Genomic DNA, 22,810 nt, shown 5'->3' on the forward strand with positions numbered 1-22,810 from the left:
GAGCGCAAGACATGGCTGGGTTTTTCAAGAAGATATTTTCGTTCGGCAAGAAGGAAGTCGTCGAGGAGCGGCCCGACGAGGCCGCGCCGCTGCCGCCGATCAAATGGGACGAACTGGAGGCGCTGAAACCGGCCGCCGAGCAGGCCGTCCCGGAGTTTTTGAAACGCGAAGAATCGCGGCCCGAAGTCGAAGCCGTACCTCCACCGCCAGTCGAACCAGAGTTGTCTCCGGCACCGCAACCGGCGCCGGAAGAGCAGAAGCCTGAGCCGCCGCCGACCATTCCACCCGAGCCGGAAACGCCTGCTGAGGAACCGGAGGAGATCCGGGCCGAGCGGCAGCAGCCAGAAATCGTCCCCTCCCAGCCGGAACCTGCACCCGTCGAAGTGCCGGTAGTGCCCACCGAGGCTCCCTCAGCAGCGCCAGAGCGCGAAGTCCCGCCCGCCGAAATACCGCCCCCGATCCGCCAGCCAGCGCCGGCCGAGACGAAACCGATCTTGACCGAGATCGCGCCCGAACCGGAGGTCGTGCCGGCGCCCCACCCTCCCATCGAGGGGGAGGTAAAGCCCGAGCCGGAAGCCGTTCCGCAACCTGAGCCAAAGCCCGCCCCCGGCAAAGTCACCGTAACCAAGAAGGTCGAGCAGAAAGCCGAGCCGCAGAAGGCGCCCGAACCGGCGCCGAGGCGCTCCTGGTTCCAGCGCATGCGAGACGGGCTTGCCCGCTCTTCCAAGGAGTTGTCGGGCAACATCGCCGGCGTCTTCACCAAGCGGAAGCTTGACGAGGACACGCTGCAGGACCTGGAGGATGTGCTGATCCGCGCCGATCTCGGCATGGAGACGGCTTTGCGCGTTACCGACGCGCTCTCCGCCAGCCGCTACGGCAAGGACGTCTCCGACACCGAAGTCCGCGCCATCATGGCGGCCGAGGTGGAGAAGGTGCTGACGCATGTCGCCATGCCGCTGGAACTCGATCTAAGCCACAAGCCGCATGTCATCCTGGTCGTCGGTGTCAACGGCACCGGCAAGACCACAACCATCGGCAAGCTGGCGGCAAAGCTGACCGATGGCGGCCTCTCGGTGATGCTCGCCGCCGGCGACACTTTTCGCGCCGCCGCGATCGAGCAGCTGAAGATCTGGGGCGAGCGCACCAACTCGCCAGTCATTGCCTCGAAGCTCGGCGCCGACGCCGCTGGCCTCGCCTATGACGCATTCGAGCGGGCGAAGGAGGCCGGCTCCGACGTGCTGATCATCGACACCGCCGGGCGGCTGCAGAACAAGACCGAACTGATGGCGGAACTGGAAAAGATCGTCCGGGTGCTGGGCAAGCTCGATCCGGAAGCGCCGCACACCGTGCTGCAGACGGTCGATGCCACCACCGGCCAGAATGCGCTCAACCAGGTCGAGATCTTCCGCAATGTCGCCGGCGTCAACGGCCTGGTAATGACCAAGCTGGACGGCACGGCGCGCGGCGGTATTCTGGTGGCGATCGCGGCAAAGCACAAATTGCCGGTCTATTTCATCGGCGTCGGCGAACAGGTCGACGACCTCGAACCCTTTTCCGCAAGCGAATTCGCCAGGGCGATCGCTGGAGTGGCTTGACGAGCATGATTCCGAAAAGTTGCAGGCTCTTTGGATTGGATCATGCGTAAGAAGGACGCTATGAACCCACCCATCCTCGAAGGCGACCCGTCCGATCCGCGACGCAGGGCGTTGAACCCCGGCCTGAAATTCCTGCTCGAACTCGGGCCTGGCCTGGTGTTCTTTTTCACCACCATCCGCGGCGCGTGGCTTGTCGGGAAGTTTCCGATCCTCGGCCATATCGGCGAGCCTATCCTGATTGCCACAGCGTTCTTTATGGTGGCGACGGCGCTATCGCTCAGCGTTTCGTGGATTTTGACGCGCAGCTGGCCGATCATGCCGTTGGTCTCGGCCATCGTGGTGTTTGTGTTTGGCGCGCTGGCGCTGTGGCTGCAGGACAAGACCTTCGCTTTCATGAAGCCGACAATCATCAACAGCCTGTTCGGCATCACGTTGCTTGGCGGGTTGGCGTTTGGCAGATCGCTGTTGGGCTATGTCTTTGATTCCGCCTTCAATCTCGACGCCGAAGGCTGGCGCAAGCTCACTTTCCGATGGGGACTCTTCTTCCTTTTTCTGGCTGCGCTGAACGAGATCGTGTGGCGCAACTTTTCTGAGGAAGCCTGGCTTTATTTCAAGGTCTGGGGCACGATTCCCATTACCCTTGTCTTCACGTTAAGCCAAATGCCGTTGATCCTGCGCCATTCGCTCGAGGACAAGGCCGGCAAGGAAGAGAAGGCCGGCAAATAGAGCAATTCCAGGAAAGTGTGTAGCGGTTTTCCCGGGAAAAGCGCGTAGCGTTTTCCCTAGGGAATTGCATCAGAATAAGGGGAGAGGGGCATGGAATTCATCACCACGCGCGACGAGTTGAGGACGATCTACAAGACGCCTCGGCTGACCGACGGCTCGATCCGCAAGGAATTGAAGACATTGGACGGCCACTGCCGTTCATTCATCGGCAAGAGCCCGTTCGTGCTGATCGGCTCGTCCGACGGCGCCGGCAATGCCGATGTGACGCCCAAGGGCGACAGGCCGGGTTTTGTGGCAGTGCTCGACGAGAAGACCATCGCCATCCCCGACCGGCCGGGCAACAACCGGCTCGACACGCTGGAGAACATCCTTCTCAATCGCTCGGTCGGGCTGCTCTTCCTCATTCCCGGCATGAACGAGACGCTGCGTGTCAACGGCGATGCCCGCATCACCGTCGATGCGGCGTTACGCGAGCGGCTGGCGGTCGACGGCAAGGCGCCGCAAAGCGTCGTCGTGGTGACGGTCAAGGCCGCCTATATGCATTGCGCCAAGGCCTTCATGCGCTCCGAACTGTGGAAGCCGGAGAGCTGGTACGACCGCGCGACGCTGCCGACGCTCGGCCAGATCCTGCGCGACCAGCTGGCGCTCGCCGATTCGGCCGAGGCGACCGACCGCTGGCTGGATGAGGAATACAGGGAGACCATGTGGTAGCGTGCCCGGCAACGAATCGCCCAAGCCGGTCTCCATTCCTTTGCTGAACATCCTCGCCATCTCCGGCAGCCTGCGCGCCGCCTCGACCAATTCGGCCCTGGTCGCGGCACTCGCGCAAAACGCGCCGCCGGACTGTCACGTCTCCGTCTACGATGGACTTGGCCGGCTGCCGATCTTCAACCCCGACGACGAAGGCGAGCGGACGCCGCCGCAAGCAGCGGCGCTGATCGACGCGGTCACCGCCGCTGACGGCCTCATTGTCTCCTGCCCGGAATATGCCCACGGTATGCCAGGCGGCCTGAAGAACGCGCTCGACTGGCTGGTGTCGCGCGATGCCGCCGTCGGCAAACCGGCCATGCTGGTCCACGCCTCGCCGCGCTCGCTGTTTGCCCGCGCCGCACTGGCCGAGGTCATGCGGACAATTTCTTTCGCGCTCTATGGGGAGGCAGCGCTCGAAATAGCGCTGCTCGGCAAGAAGCCGCCGGAGGTGGAGGATATCTTATCGCAGCCGGAAAACCGGCTGACGATGCGCGATGCCCTATCCGCCTTCGCGGAGTTCATCCGCTCGCGTTAAGTGGCGGCCATCGTGCTGTCGTTATCCCAGGGCAGAGCGAACGCGAAGCGAGCGTCGGCGATCCTTCGCGCCCCCCTCTGTCCTGCCGGACATCTCCCCCTCTTGGAGGTGTTTGGACCGGAGACATCGCGAACAGGTGTGCGAGGACATCGCGAACAGTTTGGCGCGCTTTGCGCCGGGAGGTTCGGGATGCCATTCGAGGACACGAGCGCGATGTCTCCGGTCCAAACAGGAGGGAGATTGGCCGTCATCCCCGCTTTCGCCAACCTCCAACGTTGAAAGACGGGCTAGGCGACGAAGCTGCCGATCTCCCCCAAGTGGGCCCTCGTGGGGGAGATGGCCGGCAGGGCAGGGGGCGCTGTCCCCTAGGCCTCTCGCAAACTTCCGCCTCGCTGCCGTTCCGTCGGGAGATTAGCCCTTCCGTCTCCGCGTCTCGATGTCGGTCCCGCCGACGAACCAGTCGCGTGCAGCGACCTCCTCGAAAACCACCCAGACATTGTTGTTGGTCAGGCCGGTGACGCCGGTGATGGCCGATGTCACCTGGGCGGCGATCGCGGCCTTTTTGCCGGCCGGGTCGTCGGCAATCACCTCCTTGACCAGGCGGATATTCACGAATGGCATGGTTCCCTCCCTTGCATATGCTTGGCAGCCGCTCAGTAGGTTTTGGCGCCGTTGACCATGAGCCGGACCATGTAGAGCGATGTGGTGCCGGCGATGTAGAGGCAGTTCAGCTTGTTGCCGCCGAACACGCAATTAGCAACGACTTCCGGTACCTTGACCTTGCCGATCAGCGTCCCGTCTGGATCGTAGCAATGGACCCCGTCGGCGGTGCTGGTCCAGATGCGGCCGTCCGCATCCAGCCTGAAACCGTCGAACAGGCCGGCGGTGCAGTCGGCAAAGACCTTTTCGCCTGAGACCGTCTTGCCGCCCTGGCCGACATTGAACACCCGGATGTGCGCTGGGTTTTGCGCACCATGCGTGCGGCCGGTATCTGCGACATAGAGCTTGCTCTCGTCGAGCGAGAAGGCGAGCCCGTTGGGCCTGACCATGTCGGTGATCACCGCCTCGGTCTCGCCGGTGCCGGGATCGACCCGGTAGACATGGCAGGCGCCGATCTCGCTTTCGGCCTTGTCGCCCTCGTAATCGGTATCGATGCCGTAGCTCGGATCGGTGAACCAGATCGAGCCATCGGACTTGACCACCGCGTCATTGGGCGAGTTCAGCCGCTTGCCGCGCCATTTGTCGGTGATGGTGATGACCGAGCCGTCATGCTCGGTGCGGCTGACGCGGCGGCCGGAATGCTCGCAAGTAACCAGCCGGCCTTGCCGGTCGACGGTGTTGCCGTTGGAATTGCCGGACGGCTGACGGAACACGCTGACGCTGCCGTCGGTCTCGTCGTAACGCAGCATGCGATTGTTCGGGATGTCGGACCAAACCACATAGCGCCCGGCTGCAAACCAGGCCGGTCCTTCCGCCCATCGGCAGCCGGTAAACAGCCTGTCCACCTGTGCATTGCCGTTGAAAAGCCGCGAAAAGCGCGGATCGAGAACTTCGTAGAATTCGCTGGCCATGGTTCCTCCCGGTAGCAGTCGCTTGGCAAGGGCGCGATCAAGCCAGCCTGCGATCGATATGGCAAGATCGATGATGCGTCTGAAGCATTATGGAAGCGAATGCTGGCCCGGACGGCAGGTCACATCCCGTTAACCGGCTATGCGCCCAGCGCAATGGTGCATTGCAACATCTTATTTTTGCAACGCACCATAACTATGTCATGCTCCGTATCGATCAAGGGAGGAACAACTGGCCGCGAAATGCGGCGCAAAAGGAAACTCGCTATGATCATCGACAGCCTCATGAGCCGCGCTCGCGCCAGCATCGCCAAGCGCCGGCATTACAACCGCCTCGTCGCCGAAATCGACAGCTTCAGCAGCCGCGACCTCGCCGACATGCGCGCCGACCGCTCAGAAATGCTCTACCAGGTCCACAAGCAGATCTACGGCTGAGTGAATGGGATCGGGCTTAGCCCACCCATTCGATCCAGCGGCCGTGGTAATCGCAATGGGCCAGGCGGTGCGTCTCGCCGCCCGGCCATAAAGTCAGGCTGAGTACCGCCCAATTGTTTGTGGGATCGCGCGGCTCCATCCTCAGCCTTGCGATAGGCGCAGCGGCCGTGGCCTGTCTGCCCGCCTGCTCCAGGGCGACGATGATCGCATCCTTGGTCGCCCGCGGCAGGTATTGCCACATGATCGAATGATAGAGCACAAAAGCGCCACCCTCCTGCCGCGCGGCCAGCGCCTTCCCGACAAAATCCGCCGCGTCCGCTTTGACAAGTGGCGGTCGAAACTTTTCGGCAAGTGACAGCGCAGCGTCGAGCCGGGCCAGCCGCGTAGCCTGATCGGCCCAGACGTAAGACCGAAGCCGTAACCGTGTGGCTGCGTCGGCGACATCTACCGGCGCGATGTCACAGCCGGCGCGGTGGCGGACGTCGATCGCTCCACCAAGCGGAACAGCGAGTCCGCGCACCTCCGGCGCCAACCGAACGGTGGAGGTCCGGTCGCCCCACTCGGCATCGCCGTAGCGGTAGTGAAAGCTGTCGAACAGGAGATTGAGCCCAGCGCTGGCGCCAATCTCGCACAAGTCCAGCGGCAGGCCGGTTTCCCGCGCGACCGTCAGAAATCCAGGCAGCAGCATCGCCGACCGGGCGATTTCATTGGTCTGCGGCGCACCGGCGAGGCCGGCGACGATCCGCTCGTCGGATCGCGCAATTGCCTCCGGCAGCACCGCCGCGATCTCGGATTCGCTTGTCTGGTTGGGCGGATAGATCAGTGCCAATCGCTCATTGGCACCCGTCAGGACCAACCCATGCAGCGCGCCGCAAAGCCGCAATGCGAGGGCGTCGGCGCGCGCGTCGCCCGGCCAACCGAGCACCGCCTGCCCGGTCCTGGTGTTTGCGTCGAGAACCTTAGCGAGCGCACGGCATAAATTCGCGGTGAAAGGCGAGCCAAGTCCATCGCAGGCTTTCGCCTGTGCCAGAAAATGATCGCGGATGTCTCGTTCGTCCATCGCGTTTCAGGTGTCTCAGCCCGGAGCCGCGAGCGCCTTCTCGATTTCGGGCAACAGCAGCGTCCGCGCCGAGTCCGGCGTCAGCGGCCCGACATGCTTATAGGCGATCTTGCCATCCTTGCCGATGACGAAGGTTTCCGGCACGCCGTAGACACCCCAGTCGATCGCCGTGCGTCCGGCTTGGTCGACGCCGATCGCCTGGAATGGATTGCCGAGATCGCCAAGGAACCGACGGGCGTTTTCCGGCTGGTCCTTGTAGTTCAGCGCCGCCATGACGAAGCGTCTGTCCTGCGACAGCGCCAGCAGCACCGGATGCTCTTCGCGGCACGGCGCGCACCAGGACGCGAAGACGTTGACCAGCGTCACCTTGCCGGCGAACTGTTTTGAATCGAGGCCCGGCAAATTGGTGCCTTCGAGCGCCGGCAGGTTGGTCTGCGGCGCCGGCAGGCCGATCAGCGCTGACGGCACTTCCGACACGTCGCGCCCGGACAAAAGCTGCGCCAGGAACAATCCCGCCAGCCCGAGAAAGACCACCAGCGGCAGCAGCACGATCAGGCGGCGGCGCGCCGGTGTTTGGGTTTCCGTGCTCATGATTTTACTGCCTTATCGGAGCGCCGGCGCACGCCGGATGCCTCCAGCTCGGCAAGCTCTCGTTTGCGGCCGCGCTGGTCGAGCAGAATCCAGCCGATCAGCCCACCCAGCACCACGGCCGTGATCGCATAGGCGGCGGTGACATAAAGGGCGTGAACGCTCATTTTCCCGATCCAAGGCTTCTCACGGCGGAATTCATAGCCTCACCGGCTGTTTGTCGCAATGAACGGGTCTGCGGCAGATTTGCGGTTATCGCAAGCCGAAGGTCACTGCGAACGCAAAACACCTGATATGTTTTTGATACGCATGTATTGGCACGTCAGAGACAGCCTGACAGCCCCTTCGCAGGTAAGCAGGATTCTACCGGCGTCATCCCACATCCTGATTGCACTCCAGCCATGGCTCCGGAACTTGCGAAGGCTAATCGATTCGACCGCGATGAACTCAAGCCCGAAAGACACGGCATTGAACGCCGCCCATTTGGCGGGGGGCCGGTAGGGGAGGACGGTCGAGATGAAGGAAAGGTACATGCTAGGCCCTTCACGATTGATTTCGGCCTTGGTTACCTCGACGGAAGACAGGTCCGGATAGTTGCCGTAGATTGTCTGGAGAAAGATCGGGTTCTCTATGCGCAGCGGCCACATCAATCCGTTCCGTGCCGAAGCGCCAGCGCCGCCGCCACCGGCCCGAGCACGGCAAGGAACAGGGTCAGCGCGGCGAGAATGAGGAAGGGCTGCAGAAAAGGATCGGGGTTCGCCACCGCGCCATAGCTTGCTGATACGCCGAAGATCAGCACGGGAATGGTTAGCGGCAGCACCAGCACCGAGATCAGCAGGCCCCCGCGCGGCAGCGCCACCGCCACCGCGGCACCGGCGGCACCGATGAAGGTGATCGCCGGCGTACCGACCAGAAGCGTCAGCGCCGTCGCACCGATGCCGATGGGCTCCATGTTCATGAACAGGCCGAGCAAGGGAGCGGCGATGACCAGCGGCAGCACGCTTCCCGCCCAATGCGCCAGGCATTTCGTCAGAACGGTCAAGGCCAGCATGTGCCGGTCGTTGCCAAGCACCAGAAGATCGAGCGAGCCGTCCTCGCGGTCGGCCTGGAACAGCCGGTCGAGGCCGAGCAGGCAGGCCAGCAATGCGGCGATCCACAGGATCGCCGGGCCGATGCGGGCCAGCAGCTTCAGCTCGGGACCGACGCCGAAGGGGATGGTCGCGATAACGGCGAGAAAGAAAATCACGCCGGTAAGCGCCCCGCCGCCGGCGCGGATACTCAGGCGGATGTCGCGCAGGAAGAGGGCTAGCATGATGTGAGATGCTTTCGCCTGGGCACCCCCCTCTGTCCTGCCGGACATCTCCCCCTCAAGGGCGGAGATTGGCTGTCACGACTGCCTTCGCCAATCTCGATCGTTGAGAGTTGAGCGCAGCGACGAACCTGCCAATCTCCCCCCTCGTGGGGGAGATGTCCGGCAGGACAGAGGGGGGCGCCGTAGAGCACCAACATCAAACGGCCTCGCCCATCACCAGCCCTTGTGCCCCCTCGATCCCAAGCGGCAAATGCGTCGCCGCAACCACGATCCCCCCACTCTCGAGGTGTTTCCCCATCAATTCGCCGAATCTCTCCTCCGATGCGTTGTCCAGTCCTGCCGTCGGCTCATCGAGCAGCCACAATGGCCGGTGGCTTACCAGCAGTTTTGCAATCGCCGCGCGGCGGCGTTGCCCGGTCGAGAGATAGCCGAAAGGCAGATGGCCGATGCCGCCCAGCCCGACGGTTTCCAGCGCCTCTCCAACACCCGCGGAACCGGCGCCCGAAAAATCGCGCCAGAAGCACAGGTTTTCCGTAACGCTCAGCGCCGTCTTCATCGCGTTGAGGTGGCCGAGATAGTGACACGCCGAGGCCGCCGACGCAAAGTCTTCGCCACCATCTTCGAACCGCACACGGCCTGCCGCCACCGGCAACAGTCCGGCGACGATCCTGAGCAGCGTCGATTTGCCGGCGCCGTTCGGCCCGGTGACGACCAGAGCCTGGCCATCCCCCAGCGCGAATTCGATGCCGGAAAATACCGTCTCGCCGCCGCGTTCGCCGCCCAGATTTTCGGCGATCAGCCGCATCCGTCCCCCTTCGCCGAAAGTTCAGGCGCGGCTTCGGTGCGCCGCAGCAAAAATGGCGATTCCGTGTCTAGAACTATTCCAGAAAATTCTCTATATCCGCATCATCCGTGCCAGCGGTCGGCACGGGAACCGAATTTGCGCCGAACCAGCGCGCGTGCCGCCTTGAACGGCCCGGACGCTTGGGAACGGATAGCGGAAATGGCCGTACCCGCACCTTTGCGCGTGATTTGCATGCCCACTGGCGTCCGTTCCCTTCCGGCAACCGACAGTTAGGGATCGCACGTGTCCAAATCACTCGACAGCTTCAATTGCCGCCGCACGCTGACCGCCAGCGGCACCGAGTACATTTACTATGACCTTGTCGAGGCCGAAAAGAACGGCCTCACCGGTATTGCCCAATTGCCCTATTCGATGAAGGTGCTGCTGGAGAATCTGCTGCGCAACGAGGACGGCCGTTCCGTTACCAAGGAGAGCATCCAGGCGGTCGCCGGCTGGCTGACTGACCGGGGCACCGCCGGCGTCGAGATCGCCTATCGCCCGGCTCGCGTGCTGATGCAGGATTTCACCGGCGTTCCAGCCGTGGTCGACCTTGCCGCCATGCGCGACGCCATGGCCTCGCTCGGCGGCGATCCGCAAAAGATCAATCCGCTGGTGCCGGTCGATCTGGTCATCGACCACTCGGTCATCGTCGACGAATTCGGCACGCCGTTGGCTTTCGCCCGCAATGTCGAGCTTGAATATGAGCGCAACGAGGAACGCTACAAGTTCCTGAAATGGGGCCAGCAGGCGTTCCGCAATTTCCGCGTCGTGCCGCCCGGCACCGGCATCTGCCATCAGGTCAATCTCGAATATCTCGGCCAGGTCGTGTGGACCAACAGCGAAGACGGCGAGACCACCGCCTATCCCGACACCTGCGTCGGCACCGATTCACATACCACGATGATCAACGGCCTCGGCGTGCTCGGCTGGGGCGTCGGCGGCATCGAGGCGGAGGCCGCGATGCTTGGCCAGCCGGTCTCCATGCTGCTGCCTGAAGTCATCGGCTTCCGGCTCACCGGCAGGCTGAGGGAAGGCGTCACCGCCACCGACCTGGTGCTCACCGTCACCCAGATGCTGCGCAAGAAGGGCGTCGTCGGCAAGTTCGTCGAATTCTTCGGGCCGGGCCTGTCCAACATGACGCTGGCCGACCGCGCCACCATCGGCAACATGGCGCCGGAATATGGCGCCACCTGCGGCTTCTTTCCGGTCGACAGCGAAACCATCCGCTATCTGACAATGTCCGGTCGCGACGAAAGCCGCATCGCCCTGGTCGAGGCTTATTCGAAGGCGCAAGGCTTGTGGCGCGATGCCGGCTCGGCCGATCCGGTCTTCACCGACCTGCTGGAGCTCGATCTCGGCAGTGTCGTCCCGTCGATGGCCGGCCCGAAGCGGCCGGAAGGCCGGGTCGCACTTGAAGACATTCCGGCTGGCTTCGCCAAGGCCATGGAGTCCGAATACAGGAAGGCCGCCGAAATCGACAAGCGCTATGCCGTCGAGGGCACGAGCTACGATCTTGGCCATGGCGATGTGGTCATCGCCGCCATCACCTCCTGCACCAACACATCGAACCCGAGCGTGCTGATCGGCGCCGGGCTGTTGGCGCGCAATGCCAACCGGCTCGGCCTCAAGCAGAAGCCGTGGGTCAAGACCTCATTGGCGCCGGGCAGCCAGGTCGTCGCCGAATATCTCGAGAAATCCGGCCTGCAGAAGGAGCTCGACCAGATCGGCTTCAACCTGGTCGGCTTCGGCTGCACCACCTGCATCGGCAATTCCGGCCCATTGCCGGCGCCGATCTCCAAGACCATCAACGATAAGGGCTTGATTGCTGCGGCAGTCTTGTCCGGCAACCGCAATTTCGAAGGCCGCGTCTCGCCCGACGTGCAAGCGAACTATCTCGCCTCGCCGCCACTGGTCGTCGCCCACGCGCTGGCCGGGACCGTGACCAAGGATCTGACCACCGAACCGCTCGGCGAGGATCGCAACGGCAATCCGGTCTATCTCAAGGATATCTGGCCGAGTTCGGTCGAGATCCAGGAATTCATCGAGAAGAACGTCACGCGCGAATTGTTCGCCCGCAAATATGCAGACGTCTTCAAGGGCGACGAGTACTGGCAGAACGTCAAGGCGCCGGAAGGCCAGACCTATGCCTGGGACGACAATTCCACCTATGTGCAGAACCCGCCCTATTTCGCCGGCATGACGTCGGGCTTCGGCAAGATCGGCGATATCAAGGGCGCGCGTGTGCTCGGTCTGTTCGGCGACAAGATCACCACCGACCACATTTCGCCGGCCGGTTCGATCAAGGCGGCCTCGCCGGCCGGCAAGTACCTCACCGACCACGGCGTCGGCGTCGCCGATTTCAACCAGTACGGCACGCGCCGCGGCAATCATGAGGTAATGATGCGCGGCACCTTCGCCAACATCCGCATCCGCAACCACATGCTGGGCGAGAACGGCCGCGAGGGCGGCTACACCATCCATTACCCGTCGAAAGAAGAGGAATCGATCTACGACGCCGCCATGCGATACAAGAAGGAAGGCGTGCCGCTGGTCATCTTCGCCGGCGTCGAATATGGCAACGGCTCGTCGCGTGACTGGGCGGCCAAGGGCACCAATTTGCTGGGCGTCCGCGCGGTCATCGCCCAGTCCTTCGAGCGCATCCACCGCTCCAATTTGGTCGGCATGGGCGTGATCCCCTTCGTCTTCGAGGAAGGCACCTCATGGGCCTCGCTCAACCTCAAGGGCGACGAACTGGTCGAGATCAACGGACTGGGCAACATCAAGCCGCGGCAGAAGATGATCGCCAGGATCACCTACGGCGACGGCAGCGTCAAAGAGGTTCCGATCATCTGCCGCATCGATACGCTGGACGAGCTCGACTACTTCAAGAATGGCGGCATCCTGCAATACGTGCTGCGCGATCTGGCCGCTTAAGGGAGTAGGGCAATAAGGGAGTAGGGCAGTAGGGTGAAGCAAGGAGAAGCGACTTATTCCCCTACTGCCCTACTGCCCTACTGCCCTAATTCCCGGCTTTCCAAACCGCGCTGTCGCCGCCAGCAGCACGCCGAGCATCAGCCCGTTGAATATGTGCCACAGGAAATGCGTGCCGAGCGGAAAGCCGCCGCAGACCAGCGGATCGATCATCCGGCAGATGACCGACACGACGAAGATCGCCGAGCCCGCCAGATTGTACCAGCCGGCACGGTTGCCGCTGGCCGCCACCATGGCGCCGAAGAAGGCGAGCGCCAGGAAGGGCGGCAGATAGCCGGTCGTCCCGTTCGACGCCTGGCGCAGCCAGTCGGGCACGGCAAAGGTCACTAGCCCGGCGACGGCATAGAAGGCGACGAAAATGGCGATCGCCTTGCCCCATTTCATGCCGAGAAAACGCCGCAGGTTGAACAGCGTGTAGGCCAGCGTGAACCCGGCGATCGGCAGCACGTCGGCCCAGACCGTGCCACGGTTGGCAAAGGTGTGGAACAGCGACGAGCCGACGCCGATCGCCACCACCCACCAGGCCAGCACTTCGGCGAAGGTGCCGGTGCCGCGCTTGCGCACCTGCCAGACACCCCATAGCCCGGCGGCAAAAAAAGCCAGATTGCTCAGCGCATTGAGCGGCTCGGCCCAGAATTCCGGCCCCGTCCGTTCGCAATAGAGGTCGACCGGCGCCAGGAGAGATTGCCACATGCTGATTGCCGCCCGAATCGCTTCCATGGTGAAGTGCAAGTCCACCTATTGCGCCCTTGCCAGCGGTTGCAACGGCAAAATTTCACCGCAACGTGACTTCCCGTTGACTGCCGCTTCTGCCACATATTTCGACAACCAGAACAAAGCCGGCGTCACCGGCGGGATCGGAACGGCCATGCCATCTCGAAGACCATTGCGGCTTGCGGCCCTTGCGCTGGCCCTCTCGGCGTTTGCCGTCAGGGCCCTTGCCGAGCCAACCGACAAGCCATTAGGCGTCGTCGAGCTCTTCACCAGCCAGGGATGCAACTCCTGTCCGCCGGCAGATGAATTCTTCGCCGAGCTCGCCGCCAAGGAGGACATCGTCGCGCTCGCCTATCATGTCGATTATTGGGATTACCTCGGCTGGCAGGACACGCTGAGCCGCAAGGAAAATACCGAGCGGCAATACGAGTATATGCGCGCCTTTGGCAGTCGTTCCGTCTACACCCCGCAAGCCGTCATAAACGGCCGCAGCCATGTCAACGGCGCCAGCCGCAAGGAAGTCGACGGCGCGCTGGCCCGCATGGAGAGGGTCGGCGAAGGCATGCGCGTCGGCATCAAGGTCAGCCGGACCAGCGATCGCGTCATGATCGATGCCGGCGACGCTGTGACCGGCCCAACCGACGCGCATGTCGTCATCGTCTATTTCAATCCGCCGCAGACGATAAAGATCGGCAAGGGTGAAAACAGTGGCCGCAGCATGACCTACTGGAACGCCGTCTCCAGCATCCAGACCGCCGGCATGTGGCACGGCAAGGCGCAGCGCTACGAACTGCCGATGAGCGAGATCGCCAAGAAGGGCGGCTGCGCCGTGCTGCTGCAGTCGGTCGGCAAGGACGGCATGCCCGGTCCGATCCTGGGTGCAGCCTTTATCCGCAAGCCTTAGACAGAGCGCTCCCCGTTCTCCCCTTGTTGTGGGAGAAGGGATAACCGCGCTCAAGCCTCCGACGACAGCCTATCTGGATGGATCGCATCGCCACGGCTCCGGCCAATAAAAAACCGGCGTCAGCTTGCTTCTGACGCCGGTCATTTAGGTTTTGGGATCGTCGCACCCGATCTTTCCAAGGAAAAACCGAGGTTGGTTCGATCCGACGCAGACCCGTGGGCGGGGGGCTTGGGGTTTACGAGCCGGTGCCGGACCGAACCGTCTCAGGCAACGCCGGTAAATTCGTCGGACATTGGGGCATGAGCACGGATAAAAAAAGGCAGGATTGTGGCGAAGCATCACCAATTTCAACAGGCGTTTCGCAAACGTGACTGGACGCTGGAGAAACCGCACGGTGCTGCCGTTGCCCGGCCGGGCCTTGCAATTCGGCAACGAAAGCGCCAACTTTGGTCGGCGTACGATTCATTGCGAGGATCCAGGCATGACTGATCGCAGCAGCGGGACGGAGGATGGGGACGCATCCGCAATATTGATCCCGCTGCATGAGGCAAGACGCGAACGCCTCGACCAGCCGGTGCGGTTCGACCGGCGCGAACTGGACCAGATCCTCAGGCTCTACGGCCGTATGGTTGCCGCCAATGAGTGGCGCGACTATGCCATCGACCATCTCGCCGACCGCGCCGTTTTTTCCGTCTTCCGCCGCACCAGCGAAGTGCCGCTTTTCCAGATCGTCAAGGATCCGAAGCTGGCGCGCCGGCAAGGCGCGTTCGCCGTCATCGCCGCCGGCGGGCGCATCCTCAAGCGCGGCCAGGAACTCGGCCGGGTGCTTGGTGTGTTCGACCGAACACTGAAGCTGGTCGAGGCGTAACCCTTTATTTTTGCAGGCGGAACTTGCGCTCGGGCAGCGATTGCGGATCAGGCGGGATGGACGCCCCGCCGTTGATCGGCAGCTGCATGAAAACCGTGTCCAGCCAGCGTCCGTGCTTATAGCCTGAGCCTTCCAGGCGGCCGGAATGACGAAAGCCGAGCTTCTCGTGCAACCTTACCGAGGCGCTGTCGGGCCGGCCGTCGCCGATCACCGCGATGATCTGGCGAAAACCCGTCGCCTTGGCCGCTTCGATCAGCCCTTGCATCAAGAGCAGCCCGACGCCTTGCCCTTTGGCCTCGGGCGCGACATAGACGGAATCCTCGACGACGAAGCGGTAGGCCGGGCGCGGCCGGAACGCCCCGGCATAGGCATAGCCGAGCACGGCGCCGGCCTTTTCCGCAACGAGATAGGGAAAGCCGCCCGCCATCAGAGTGTCGAAGCGCGTGCCCATCTCGGCGCGGCTCGGCGGTTCGAGTTCGTAGCTCGCCGTGCCGTTTATCACCGCGTCGGCATAGATTTCCGTGATCTGGTCAAGGTCGGCCAATGTCGCGGCGCGTATCGTGATGCTGCTCATAATTTAGGCACGTCGTTCATCTGCCCTATATCACAGCAAAAGCCGGGACAAAAGAAAAGGGCGGCCATTGGGCCGCCCTTTCCAAACTCGCTGGTCCAGGAAAACCGTACTTAGCGACGGTCGCCCATGAACTGCAGCAGAAACATAAACAGGTTGATGAAGTCGAGATAGAGCCTCAATGCGCCCATGATCGCCTTGCGGCCGGCGACATCGGTCTCGTCGCCCTCGAAGTACATCTCCTTGATGTTCTGCGTGTCGTAGGCGGTGAGGCCAGCGAAGATCAGCACGCCGATCGCCGAAACGGCGAAGGAAAGCGCCGACGACTGCAGGAAGATGTTGATCACCATCGCGATGATCAGGCCGACCAGGCCCATGACCAGGAACGACCCGAACGCCGAGAGATCGCGCTTGGTCGTGTAGCCGTAGAGCGACAGCCCGCCAAAGGCGGCGGCGGTGGCGAAGAAGGTCTGCGAGATGCTGGCGGTGGTGTAGACCAGGAAGATCGACGACAGCGACAGGCCGACGAGGCCGGCGTAGACCCAGAATGTCGTCTGCGCGGCCGAAACGCTCATCGACTGGACGCGGAACGACAGGAACATCACCGCTGCCAGCGGGGCGAAGATCACCAGCCATTTCAGCGGCGAGCCGAAGATCGCGTAGCCGAACGAGGTCAGCATCTCGCCGCTTGGCAACGTCGCGACCGCCGAGGCGGGATCGCTGGTAGTGGCCAGCATGATTGTGCCGACCGCGGCAAGGCCGGTGATGAGGAGGCCAAGCCCCATCAGATTGTAGACCTTGATCATGTAGGCCCGCAGGCCCTGGTCGATGGCAGCATCGACGCCGGCGCCGGGCACGGCGCGCGTCTGATAATTGCGAACGGGATCAGCCATGGAAATCCTCATATTGCTTCTGCCCCGTCCGGTGTCAGGTCCTTTTGAACCCAGGCGCCGCTGGCGGGGCTCCAGCATGCCTGCGCCGAAATATGATGGTTCTTGGCGTAAAGGACAAGACCGTAACCAAGCGTAATGCTCCGTGAAGTGCCAGAGATACGGTTTTATTGGCCTTCCCGCCCGGAACATTACCGAGATTTAATCCAAAACGGCTCTGGCTCAAAGATTCCGCAGCACCGGCGCCGCCTTGTGGCCCAGCACCCGCCACGTGCCGGCAAGGCCGATGCCGACCGTGACCACCAGCGAAAAGCCGATGGTCGCCACCGCCACCTCGGGCATGAAGTGCGATGGCAGCGTCATGATGCGCGCGACGACGAACCATGCCGCCACAGCGCCCGCCGCCAGCGCGAAGATCGCGGTAGCAAGGCCGATCAGCATGTATTCCAGCGAAAACGCGGCGATCAGCGTTTTTCTGGTCGCACCCAGGGTCTTCAGCACCACCGCGTCGTGAATGCGAGCCCGGTTGCCGGCGGCGAGCGCCCCGGCCAGCACCAGCACCGAGGCGATCAACGCCACGCCCGCCGCCGCCCTGATTGCTGTGCCGAGCTGCGCCACCAGCCGGTTGACGATTTCGAGCGCGTCCTTGACCCTGACCGTCGTCACCGCGGGAAAGGCACGCGTGGCGGCGTTGAGAAGATGCGCATCGTCGGCTGCCGACGCATTCGTCTCGGTCAGCGTCGCCAACCAGCCATGCGGCGCACCGGCGAATGTGTTGGGCGAGAACACCATGACGAAATTGATGCCCATGGTTTCCAATTCGACCTGGCGGAAATTGGCGATCTTGGCCGTGATGTTGCGGCCGAGCACGTTGACGGTGATGGTGTCGCCGAGCTTCAGCCCGATCTCTTTGCCTTCCTCGGCGGAAAACGAGACCAGCGGCTCGCCGGCATAGTTCTCCGGCCACCAGCTGCCGTCGGTCAGCGTCGCATTCTCCGGCAGCTTTGCGTCATAGGTCAGGCCGCGATCGCCGCGCAGTACCCAGGCGCCTTCGGCCGGAACCTTGACCTTGTCGACATCGACGCCGTTGAGCGCCATCACCCGGCCGCGCAGCATCGGCACCTTGATCAGCCTGCCTTGCGGTGCCTCTTTGCCGACCAGCGCGGAGAAGGCATCGACGTCACTGCTCTGGATATCGACGAAGAAGAAGTTCGGTGCTCTTTCCGGCAGGCTGCCCGAGATCTGCCGCCTGAGATTGCCGTCGATCAGCGCCAGCGTCACCAGCAGCGTCAGCCCGAGTCCCAACGACAGCACCACGGACGGCGTCAAGGCGCCAGGCCGATGGATGTTGCCGATGGCGAGCCTGAGCGCGGTCGAGCGCACGCGCGGGCTTTTCTTCGCCGCCCACTGCACCAGCGAGCCGACCACACGCAGCACCAGGAACGAAAAGATCGTGGCGCCAACGAAGATCGAGGCAATACGGCGGTCGCCGGAAAACAGGATCGCCAGTACCGCGAGCAGCAGCGCGATGCCCAATGCCGCGGCGATATAGAGCGGGCGGGGAAAACCGCGGCCCTCGAATCCCATTTCGCGAAACAGCGCCGTTGCCGGCACGTCACGGGCGCGGCCGAGCGGCAGCAAGGCGAAAGCCAGCGTCACCAGCAGCCCGAACAGCGCTGCCATGCCGAGGGCGCCGGGATAGAACCCACCTTCCGCCGGCACTGGAATGACCGATTGGAGTGCCGCGCTGGCCGCGAACGGCATCAACGCGCCAAGCACAAGGCCTAGCGTGATGCCGAGGGCGGCGATCATCAGGATCTGCACCAGATAGACGGCAAAGACGAACCCGCCCGAAGCCCCCAGGCTCTTGAAGGTGGCGATGACGCCGCGCTTGCCGTCGAGATAGGCACGCACGGCATTGGCCACGCCGACGCCGCCGACCACCAGCGCCGTCAACCCGACCAGCGTCAGGAATTGCGAGAACCGTTCGATGTTGGAGGACAGCGCCGGCGCCGCGTTGCTGCGGGTGCGGATCGACCAGCCGGCCTGCGGGAACTGGTTTGCCGCCTGGTCCTGGATCGCCTTGATCCGTGCCTCGCCGGTGCCGCCGGGCAGCCGGACCTTATAGGCGTTCTCGACCAGGCTGCCCGGCTGGATCAGGTCGGAAGCGGCAAGCCCGTCGGTCGACACCATCAGCCGCGGCGCAAAGCCGAAGCCATCCGACACCGCATCCGGCTCGTTGACCAGCCTGGCGCGCAGCTCGAACGTCGCGCTGCCGAGCTTCAGCCGGTCACCGATGCCAAGGTTCAGCCGCTCGAACAAGAGGTCCGGCGCGGCGGCGCCGAAGACGCCGGATTTTTCGCCGAACAGATCCTCTCGCGACAGCACCGGCTCGGTCTCCAGCGCGCCGTAGAGCGGATAGGCGCCGTCGACCGCCTTGGCCTCGACCAGCGCCTGGTCGGAGCCGTCCTCGAGCCTCGCCATCGAGCGCATATTGGCACTGTGCGAAACCGTGCCAAGCTGGTCGAGGAAGCTGCGTTCGGCTCTGGTCGGATCGCGCTGGTTGAGCTGGAAGCGGAGATCGCCGCCGAGCAGCGTCTGGCCCTGGTCGGCAACACCGGCGGAAATCGCTTGCGCCACCGAATTGACGCCGCCGATCGCAGCGACGCCGAGCGCGATGCAGGCAAGGAAGATCAGGAAGCCGGACAGTCCGCCACGCATTTCTCGCAGCGAAAACCGAAAGGCGAGCCTCAGCGTGCGCGCCAGCGGCATCATGCGGTCACCTTGCCAGCCCAGGTGGCCGGCTTAGGCGCGTCTTCGATCAGCCCCGACCGCATCGACACCTGGCGCGAGCAGCGGGCCGCGAGTAGCGGGTCATGCGTGACCAGCACCAGCGTCATGCCGCGTTCGGCCGCCTTGGCAAACAGCAGGTCGGCGACGTGCCGCCCCGTTGCCTGGTCGAGATTGCCGGTCGGCTCGTCGGCTATCAGGATGCGCGGCGACGGCGCCAGCGCCCGGGCGATCGCCACGCGCTGCTGCTCGCCGCCAGACAATTCGCCGGGGTAATGGGTGACGCGATCGCTCAAGCCCACCGCCGCCAGCTCGCGCGCCGCTACGCCGAACGGATCGACATGGCCGGCAAGCTCCAGCGGGACCGCAACGTTTTCCAGCGCCGTCATATTGGGGATGAGATGGAAAGACTGGAACACGATGCCGATGTTTCGTCCCCGAAACGATGCGATCTGATCTTCGCTTTTGCCGTTGAGCAGCTCGCCGGCAATTCGGACCGTGCCCGAATCGACCCTTTCAAGTCCGGCCAAAACCATCAGCAATGTCGACTTTCCCGAACCTGAAGGTCCAACGATGCCTGTCGCTTCGCCACCCGCCACATCGAGGCTGACACCCTTCAGCACATGGACCGAGGATGCACCTTCGCCGAGCGTCAGCGATACGTCTTTCAGCGAAATGACGGCTTCTTCCAAAATCAAATCGTCCTATATGGGGGATGAAGGCTAGTGCATCCGATGCTCGACAAAGACGAAAACCTGCCTTCGCCAACAGATGTTCCTGGTCATATGGGGCCTGCCGCATGGCTTTCAAACACACCTTTGCCGCAGCCTTCGCCCTTTTCCTCGCCATTTGCGGCGCCATTTCGTCGGCGCGAGCCGAACCGTTCACCATTGTCGGTTTCGGCGACAGCTTGATGGCGGGTTATGGCCTCGGGCCAGGTCAGGGCTTCACCGAGAAGCTGCAGGCGGCGCTGCGCGCCAAGGGCTACGATGTCACGGTCGCCAACGCCGGCGTCTCCGGCGATACGACGAGCGGCGGCCTGTCGCGGCTCGACTGGTCGGTGCCGGACGGCACGCAACTCGTCATCCTGGAGCTCGGCGCCAACGACATGCTGCGCGGCGTTTCGCCCGCCATAGCGGAAAAGAACCTGGACGCCATGCTGGCAAAACTGAAGCAGCGCAAGATCGCCGTTTTGCTTGCCGGAATGCGCGCGGCGCCCAATCTCGGCGCCGACTACCAGAACGCCTTCGACGCGACCTTTCCGAGACTGGCTGAAAAATATGGCGTGCCGCTCTATCCTTTCTTTCTCGAGGGCATCGCCGGTCGATCCGTCCTGCAACTCGAGGACGGCCTTCATCCAAACGCCCGAGGCGTGGACCGCATCGTCGAGGGTATCCTGCCCAGTGTGGAGAAGACCATTGAAGCGGTCCGGGGCAATTCCTGAAGGCGAGGGTTCGCCGTCGCAACACCTTCCGCAGGGGAAGCCTTTAGGCAGGCCTGCGACCAACAAACCCCTTGCCCCGTTTGAATATCGATGATTCGCTAGGGGCAAGAGTTCGATTCGAGGACAGGAGGCTTCCCATGCCGCGTCTTTTTACCGCCCTCGAGATACCGCGTGATGCCGCTCTTTCGCTGTCCCTGCTCAGGGGCGGCCTGCCGGGAGCCCGCTGGATCGACGTCGAAAACTATCATCTGACGCTGCGCTTCATCGGCGATGTCGAGGGCCATGTCGCCGACGAAATCGCCAATGCGCTTGACCGTGTTCACCGCCCGTCCTTCCCGCTGACGCTGTCCGGCGTCGGCGCCTTCGGCCAGAAGAAGCCGCATGCGGTGTGGGCCGGGGTCGCCGCTTCGCCCGATCTTTCCGCATTGCAGGCCGAGATCGAGCGCATCTGCCAGCGGCTCGGCATCCCGGCCGACCCGCGCAAGTTCATGCCGCATGTGACGCTGGCCCGCCTGCGCAATTCGAGCCCGCTCGACGTCGCCCAGTACCTGTCGGCACGCGGCAATTTTTCGACGCTGCCGTTCCGGGTCGGCCGCTTCGTGCTGATGTCGTCGCGCGATTCGGTCGGCGGCGGGCCTTACGTCGTCGAGGAGGCCTGGCCGCTTTCAGGTGCCGACAACCGCGTCGCCAGCCGTTTGGTCGGCGCCGCCGACGCTTCGCGGATCATGCGGTAGACGGACATGGCCAGGGAGAAACTAGCAAAAGAGGCGATCCGCGCCGAACTTGCCGGCCTCGACGGCTGGTCGCTGGCCAAGGATGGTGGCTCGATCACCCGCAGCTTCACCTTCAAGAATTTCTCCGAAGCCTTTGCCTTCATGACCCGCGTTGCCCTGGCCGCGGAGAAGATGGACCACCATCCCGACTGGTCGAACGTCTACAAGACGGTAAACGTGACCCTCAACACGCACGACGCCGGCGGCCTGACCGCGCTGGATTTCGATCTGGCCAGGAAAATGAACCGCTATTTCGGCGGCTGAGCCTGTCTGCACCTTGCAGCGAGGTTCGGCTTTCACCACATTTTGCCTCGCGGTCACGCGTGAAGTCACGCGACGGCCGCAAGGAGAGGTTGATGGCGCAAAAATCCGGTTTTGATTTCTTTGGCCTCGGCAGCAAGCCGGGCAACGAGAGCGAAGTGCGCGAAAAGTTCTGGCGTACGGCGAAGAAGGCCGCCCGGCAGATCCCGTTCATGGAAGAGGTGGTCGCCGCCTATTACTGTGCCATGGACAAGAAGACGCCGCTGCGCGCCAAGGGCACCTTGCTGGCTGCGCTCGGCTATTTCGTGTTGCCGACGGACGTCATCCCCGATTTCATCCTTGGGCTAGGCTTCACCGACGACATCGCCGTGCTGACCGCCGCGATTACCGCCGTCAGCGCCCACATCACGCCGGCGCACCGGCTCGCCGCCAGGCAGGCCATCGCCGACAAGAGCTGAGCCGGTACGGCGCAAAAAATCGCGTGAGAACCGACTTTCCGGCCGTCAAACCCACCGCCGCACCCGCGCCTTGTAGGCGCGATAGGCATCTCCGAACTTCCGCTCGAGATAGCGCTCTTCCGGCGCGATGACGCCGGTATTGATCACCCACAGCAGCGGGATGACGAGCGCAATAGCCCAAAGACTTCCGGCCGCGACGCCGAGGCCCAAATAGATGAGGGTCGTTCCCAGATAGAACGGATTCCTGGTGCGCCGATAGATACCGTCGACGACCAGCGCCGTCGTCGGCAAGGTCGGTGGTATGTTGGTTCCAGCGGCCTGAAAGCGGCCCGCTGCCATAAAGATGAACACGAAGCCGCACACCGCGAGCACGGCGCCGGTCAGATAGCGGGCGAGCGCCTGCCCGGCCATGACCGGGAGCGGCACGAGCACCTCGAGCACGGTTGCCGCCACCAGGAAGCCGAGGAAGATCAAAGGTGGCAGCGCAATGACCCCGGCCACGTCGGGCGCGCCCGATCCGCCCGCCGTCTCCCCGGCATCCGACCGGGGCACCGCGCCACCGGCCGCCCGCCGCATGGCGACACGAATGCCGAACACAATCGCCAGGACGGCTGTGCCGCCCGCCAGGGTCAGAACTGTCTCGGAAATGGCCATGGCCAAATCTCCCGTAAGCCGCCAGGGAGGGCACCCTGGCCGAGCGCCGTGGCGGCGAACGCAGACATGGTACCGCCTG

General features: G+C 63.5%; 26 protein-coding genes. 12 read left to right on the forward strand and 14 right to left on the reverse strand.

The features are described from left to right. Positions 1-11 precede the first annotated feature (11 nt). The 4 genes from ftsY to NKI41_RS23385 all read left to right on the forward strand — a co-directional run bounded on the left by ftsY (position 12) and on the right by NKI41_RS23385 (position 3,606). Positions 12-1,595 carry a signal recognition particle-docking protein FtsY gene (gene ftsY / locus NKI41_RS23370; RefSeq protein ID WP_352685341.1) on the forward strand — a complete coding sequence of 528 codons (1,584 nt, stop codon included), beginning with the start codon at positions 12-14 and terminating at the stop codon, positions 1,593-1,595. A 60-nt stretch (positions 1,596-1,655) separates the two neighbouring features. Then, complete coding sequence (locus NKI41_RS23375; RefSeq protein ID WP_352493215.1) at positions 1,656-2,321, forward strand: septation protein A; 666 nt, start codon at positions 1,656-1,658, stop codon at positions 2,319-2,321. Positions 2,322-2,411: 90 nt separating this feature from the next. After that, positions 2,412-3,032, forward strand: coding sequence for a pyridoxamine 5'-phosphate oxidase family protein (locus tag NKI41_RS23380; protein ID WP_352685342.1), 621 nt, complete (start codon positions 2,412-2,414; stop codon positions 3,030-3,032). A 40-nt stretch (positions 3,033-3,072) separates the two neighbouring features. Next, positions 3,073-3,606, forward strand: a complete 534-nt coding sequence (locus NKI41_RS23385; protein ID WP_352685367.1) for an NADPH-dependent FMN reductase — start codon at positions 3,073-3,075, stop codon at positions 3,604-3,606. A 411-nt stretch (positions 3,607-4,017) separates the two neighbouring features. Here NKI41_RS23385 and NKI41_RS23390 read toward each other — a convergent pair whose 3' ends face one another. After that, positions 4,018-4,227: a tautomerase family protein gene (locus NKI41_RS23390; protein WP_352685343.1), complete on the reverse strand. Its 210-nt coding sequence runs from the start codon at positions 4,225-4,227 to the stop codon at positions 4,018-4,020. A gap of 32 nt (positions 4,228-4,259) precedes the next feature. Further along, positions 4,260-5,177, reverse strand: a complete 918-nt coding sequence (locus NKI41_RS23395; RefSeq protein ID WP_352470820.1) for an SMP-30/gluconolactonase/LRE family protein — start codon at positions 5,175-5,177, stop codon at positions 4,260-4,262. A gap of 264 nt (positions 5,178-5,441) precedes the next feature. On the opposite strand from NKI41_RS23395, the gene NKI41_RS23400 reads away from it, so the two are divergent. Beyond that, positions 5,442-5,609, forward strand: a complete 168-nt coding sequence (locus NKI41_RS23400; RefSeq protein WP_023721879.1) for a hypothetical protein — start codon at positions 5,442-5,444, stop codon at positions 5,607-5,609. Positions 5,610-5,625: 16 nt separating this feature from the next. Here the strand turns inward: NKI41_RS23400 and NKI41_RS23405 are convergent, their stop codons facing one another. The 6 genes from NKI41_RS23405 to ccmA form a co-directional block, all read right to left on the reverse strand. Then, positions 5,626-6,669: a DUF2332 domain-containing protein gene (locus NKI41_RS23405; RefSeq protein ID WP_352491646.1), complete on the reverse strand. Its 1,044-nt coding sequence runs from the start codon at positions 6,667-6,669 to the stop codon at positions 5,626-5,628. 15 nt (positions 6,670-6,684) lie between these two features. Continuing rightward, positions 6,685-7,260 (reverse strand): DsbE family thiol:disulfide interchange protein, encoded by a 576-nt coding sequence (locus tag NKI41_RS23410; protein ID WP_352491647.1) that lies wholly within the window; start codon positions 7,258-7,260, stop codon positions 6,685-6,687. Further along, positions 7,257-7,424 carry a heme exporter protein CcmD gene (gene ccmD, locus NKI41_RS23415; protein ID WP_352456348.1) on the reverse strand — a complete coding sequence of 56 codons (168 nt, stop codon included), beginning with the start codon at positions 7,422-7,424 and terminating at the stop codon, positions 7,257-7,259. The genes NKI41_RS23410 and ccmD overlap by 4 nt, the downstream gene beginning before the upstream one ends. A 102-nt stretch (positions 7,425-7,526) precedes the next feature. After that, entirely contained in the window at positions 7,527-7,904 is a 378-nt protein-coding gene (locus tag NKI41_RS23420; RefSeq protein WP_352470823.1) for an Imm50 family immunity protein, read from the reverse strand. Beyond that, on the reverse strand, positions 7,904-8,569 hold the full coding sequence (gene ccmB / locus NKI41_RS23425) for a heme exporter protein CcmB (RefSeq protein ID WP_352470824.1): 666 nt from the start codon (positions 8,567-8,569) through the stop codon (positions 7,904-7,906). The genes NKI41_RS23420 and ccmB overlap by 1 nt, the downstream gene beginning before the upstream one ends. A gap of 196 nt (positions 8,570-8,765) precedes the next feature. Next, the gene (gene ccmA, locus NKI41_RS23430; RefSeq protein WP_352685344.1) at positions 8,766-9,374 is read right to left on the reverse strand and encodes a heme ABC exporter ATP-binding protein CcmA; all 609 of its coding nucleotides are present in this window, start codon (positions 9,372-9,374) and stop codon (positions 8,766-8,768) included. A gap of 282 nt (positions 9,375-9,656) precedes the next feature. Here ccmA and acnA point away from each other — a divergent pair, with 282 nt between their 5' ends. Beyond that, on the forward strand, positions 9,657-12,347 hold the full coding sequence (acnA, locus tag NKI41_RS23435) for an aconitate hydratase AcnA (RefSeq protein ID WP_352685345.1): 2,691 nt from the start codon (positions 9,657-9,659) through the stop codon (positions 12,345-12,347). A gap of 69 nt (positions 12,348-12,416) precedes the next feature. On the opposite strand, the gene NKI41_RS23440 is transcribed toward acnA, so the two are convergent. Then, on the reverse strand, positions 12,417-13,097 hold the full coding sequence (locus NKI41_RS23440; RefSeq protein WP_352470827.1) for a ceramidase domain-containing protein: 681 nt from the start codon (positions 13,095-13,097) through the stop codon (positions 12,417-12,419). A gap of 175 nt (positions 13,098-13,272) precedes the next feature. Here NKI41_RS23440 and NKI41_RS23445 point away from each other — a divergent pair, with 175 nt between their 5' ends. Together NKI41_RS23445 and NKI41_RS23450 are read left to right on the forward strand one after the other, a co-directional pair. Beyond that, entirely contained in the window at positions 13,273-14,022 is a 750-nt protein-coding gene (locus NKI41_RS23445; RefSeq protein WP_352685346.1) for a DUF1223 domain-containing protein, read from the forward strand. 481 nt (positions 14,023-14,503) lie between these two features. Further along, a complete protein-coding gene (locus NKI41_RS23450) occupies positions 14,504-14,890 on the forward strand; it encodes a DUF2794 domain-containing protein (RefSeq protein WP_031212724.1) in 387 nt (128 codons plus the stop codon). Positions 14,891-14,894: 4 nt separating this feature from the next. On the opposite strand, the gene NKI41_RS23455 is transcribed toward NKI41_RS23450, so the two are convergent. The 4 genes from NKI41_RS23455 to NKI41_RS23470 all read right to left on the reverse strand — a co-directional run bounded on the left by NKI41_RS23455 (position 14,895) and on the right by NKI41_RS23470 (position 19,833). Further along, on the reverse strand, positions 14,895-15,464 hold the full coding sequence (locus tag NKI41_RS23455; protein ID WP_352685347.1) for a GNAT family N-acetyltransferase: 570 nt from the start codon (positions 15,462-15,464) through the stop codon (positions 14,895-14,897). 110 nt (positions 15,465-15,574) lie between these two features. Next, positions 15,575-16,354 carry a Bax inhibitor-1/YccA family protein gene (locus tag NKI41_RS23460; protein WP_254817871.1) on the reverse strand — a complete coding sequence of 260 codons (780 nt, stop codon included), beginning with the start codon at positions 16,352-16,354 and terminating at the stop codon, positions 15,575-15,577. A gap of 219 nt (positions 16,355-16,573) precedes the next feature. Further along, the gene (locus NKI41_RS23465) at positions 16,574-19,123 is read right to left on the reverse strand and encodes an ABC transporter permease (RefSeq protein WP_352685368.1); all 2,550 of its coding nucleotides are present in this window, start codon (positions 19,121-19,123) and stop codon (positions 16,574-16,576) included. Further along, a complete protein-coding gene (locus NKI41_RS23470) occupies positions 19,123-19,833 on the reverse strand; it encodes an ABC transporter ATP-binding protein (protein ID WP_352685348.1) in 711 nt (236 codons plus the stop codon). The genes NKI41_RS23465 and NKI41_RS23470 overlap by 1 nt, the downstream gene beginning before the upstream one ends. A 107-nt stretch (positions 19,834-19,940) precedes the next feature. On the opposite strand from NKI41_RS23470, the gene NKI41_RS23475 reads away from it, so the two are divergent. The 4 genes from NKI41_RS23475 (at position 19,941) to NKI41_RS23490 (ending at position 22,077) form a co-directional block, all read left to right on the forward strand. After that, positions 19,941-20,585 carry an arylesterase gene (locus NKI41_RS23475; RefSeq protein WP_352685349.1) on the forward strand — a complete coding sequence of 215 codons (645 nt, stop codon included), beginning with the start codon at positions 19,941-19,943 and terminating at the stop codon, positions 20,583-20,585. 137 nt (positions 20,586-20,722) lie between these two features. Then, positions 20,723-21,319, forward strand: coding sequence for an RNA 2',3'-cyclic phosphodiesterase (gene thpR / locus NKI41_RS23480; protein ID WP_352685350.1), 597 nt, complete (start codon positions 20,723-20,725; stop codon positions 21,317-21,319). 6 nt (positions 21,320-21,325) lie between these two features. Further along, positions 21,326-21,622, forward strand: a complete 297-nt coding sequence (locus tag NKI41_RS23485) for a 4a-hydroxytetrahydrobiopterin dehydratase (protein ID WP_023679826.1) — start codon at positions 21,326-21,328, stop codon at positions 21,620-21,622. A gap of 92 nt (positions 21,623-21,714) precedes the next feature. Beyond that, entirely contained in the window at positions 21,715-22,077 is a 363-nt protein-coding gene (locus tag NKI41_RS23490; protein ID WP_031212728.1) for a YkvA family protein, read from the forward strand. Between the two features lie 45 nt (positions 22,078-22,122). Here NKI41_RS23490 and NKI41_RS23495 read toward each other — a convergent pair whose 3' ends face one another. Further along, positions 22,123-22,731, reverse strand: coding sequence for a methyltransferase family protein (locus NKI41_RS23495; protein ID WP_352685351.1), 609 nt, complete (start codon positions 22,729-22,731; stop codon positions 22,123-22,125). Positions 22,732-22,810: the final 79 nt, after the last annotated feature.

The organism is Mesorhizobium sp. M0601, assembly GCF_040320845.1.
Taxonomy (GTDB): Bacteria; Pseudomonadota; Alphaproteobacteria; order Rhizobiales; family Rhizobiaceae; genus Mesorhizobium.

Bases quoted from the DNA above. Each gene is read 5' to 3' on its own strand.
- NKI41_RS23380 (WP_352685342.1), top strand. From the start codon at position 2,412: ATGGAATTCATCACCACGCGCGACGAGTTGAGGACGATCTACAAGACG.
- thpR (WP_352685350.1), top strand. From the start codon at position 20,723: ATGCCGCGTCTTTTTACCGCCCTCGAGATACCGCGTGATGCCGCTCTT.
- NKI41_RS23375 (WP_352493215.1), top strand. From the start codon at position 1,656: ATGAACCCACCCATCCTCGAAGGCGACCCGTCCGATCCGCGACGCAGG.
- NKI41_RS23440 (WP_352470827.1), bottom strand. From the start codon at position 13,097: ATGTGGCAATCTCTCCTGGCGCCGGTCGACCTCTATTGCGAACGGACG.
- ftsY (WP_352685341.1), top strand. From the start codon at position 12: ATGGCTGGGTTTTTCAAGAAGATATTTTCGTTCGGCAAGAAGGAAGTC.
- NKI41_RS23465 (WP_352685368.1), bottom strand. From the start codon at position 19,123: ATGCCGCTGGCGCGCACGCTGAGGCTCGCCTTTCGGTTTTCGCTGCGA.
- ccmA (WP_352685344.1), bottom strand. From the start codon at position 9,374: ATGCGGCTGATCGCCGAAAATCTGGGCGGCGAACGCGGCGGCGAGACG.
- NKI41_RS23450 (WP_031212724.1), top strand. From the start codon at position 14,504: ATGACTGATCGCAGCAGCGGGACGGAGGATGGGGACGCATCCGCAATA.
- NKI41_RS23410 (WP_352491647.1), bottom strand. From the start codon at position 7,260: ATGAGCACGGAAACCCAAACACCGGCGCGCCGCCGCCTGATCGTGCTG.
- NKI41_RS23400 (WP_023721879.1), top strand. From the start codon at position 5,442: ATGATCATCGACAGCCTCATGAGCCGCGCTCGCGCCAGCATCGCCAAG.
- NKI41_RS23460 (WP_254817871.1), bottom strand. From the start codon at position 16,354: ATGGCTGATCCCGTTCGCAATTATCAGACGCGCGCCGTGCCCGGCGCC.
- NKI41_RS23455 (WP_352685347.1), bottom strand. From the start codon at position 15,464: ATGAGCAGCATCACGATACGCGCCGCGACATTGGCCGACCTTGACCAG.
- NKI41_RS23475 (WP_352685349.1), top strand. From the start codon at position 19,941: ATGGCTTTCAAACACACCTTTGCCGCAGCCTTCGCCCTTTTCCTCGCC.
- ccmD (WP_352456348.1), bottom strand. From the start codon at position 7,424: ATGAGCGTTCACGCCCTTTATGTCACCGCCGCCTATGCGATCACGGCC.
- NKI41_RS23405 (WP_352491646.1), bottom strand. From the start codon at position 6,669: ATGGACGAACGAGACATCCGCGATCATTTTCTGGCACAGGCGAAAGCC.
- NKI41_RS23495 (WP_352685351.1), bottom strand. From the start codon at position 22,731: ATGGCCATTTCCGAGACAGTTCTGACCCTGGCGGGCGGCACAGCCGTC.
- NKI41_RS23490 (WP_031212728.1), top strand. From the start codon at position 21,715: ATGGCGCAAAAATCCGGTTTTGATTTCTTTGGCCTCGGCAGCAAGCCG.
- NKI41_RS23445 (WP_352685346.1), top strand. From the start codon at position 13,273: ATGCCATCTCGAAGACCATTGCGGCTTGCGGCCCTTGCGCTGGCCCTC.
- NKI41_RS23420 (WP_352470823.1), bottom strand. From the start codon at position 7,904: ATGTGGCCGCTGCGCATAGAGAACCCGATCTTTCTCCAGACAATCTAC.
- NKI41_RS23395 (WP_352470820.1), bottom strand. From the start codon at position 5,177: ATGGCCAGCGAATTCTACGAAGTTCTCGATCCGCGCTTTTCGCGGCTT.
- ccmB (WP_352470824.1), bottom strand. From the start codon at position 8,569: ATGCTAGCCCTCTTCCTGCGCGACATCCGCCTGAGTATCCGCGCCGGC.
- NKI41_RS23485 (WP_023679826.1), top strand. From the start codon at position 21,326: ATGGCCAGGGAGAAACTAGCAAAAGAGGCGATCCGCGCCGAACTTGCC.
- NKI41_RS23390 (WP_352685343.1), bottom strand. From the start codon at position 4,227: ATGCCATTCGTGAATATCCGCCTGGTCAAGGAGGTGATTGCCGACGAC.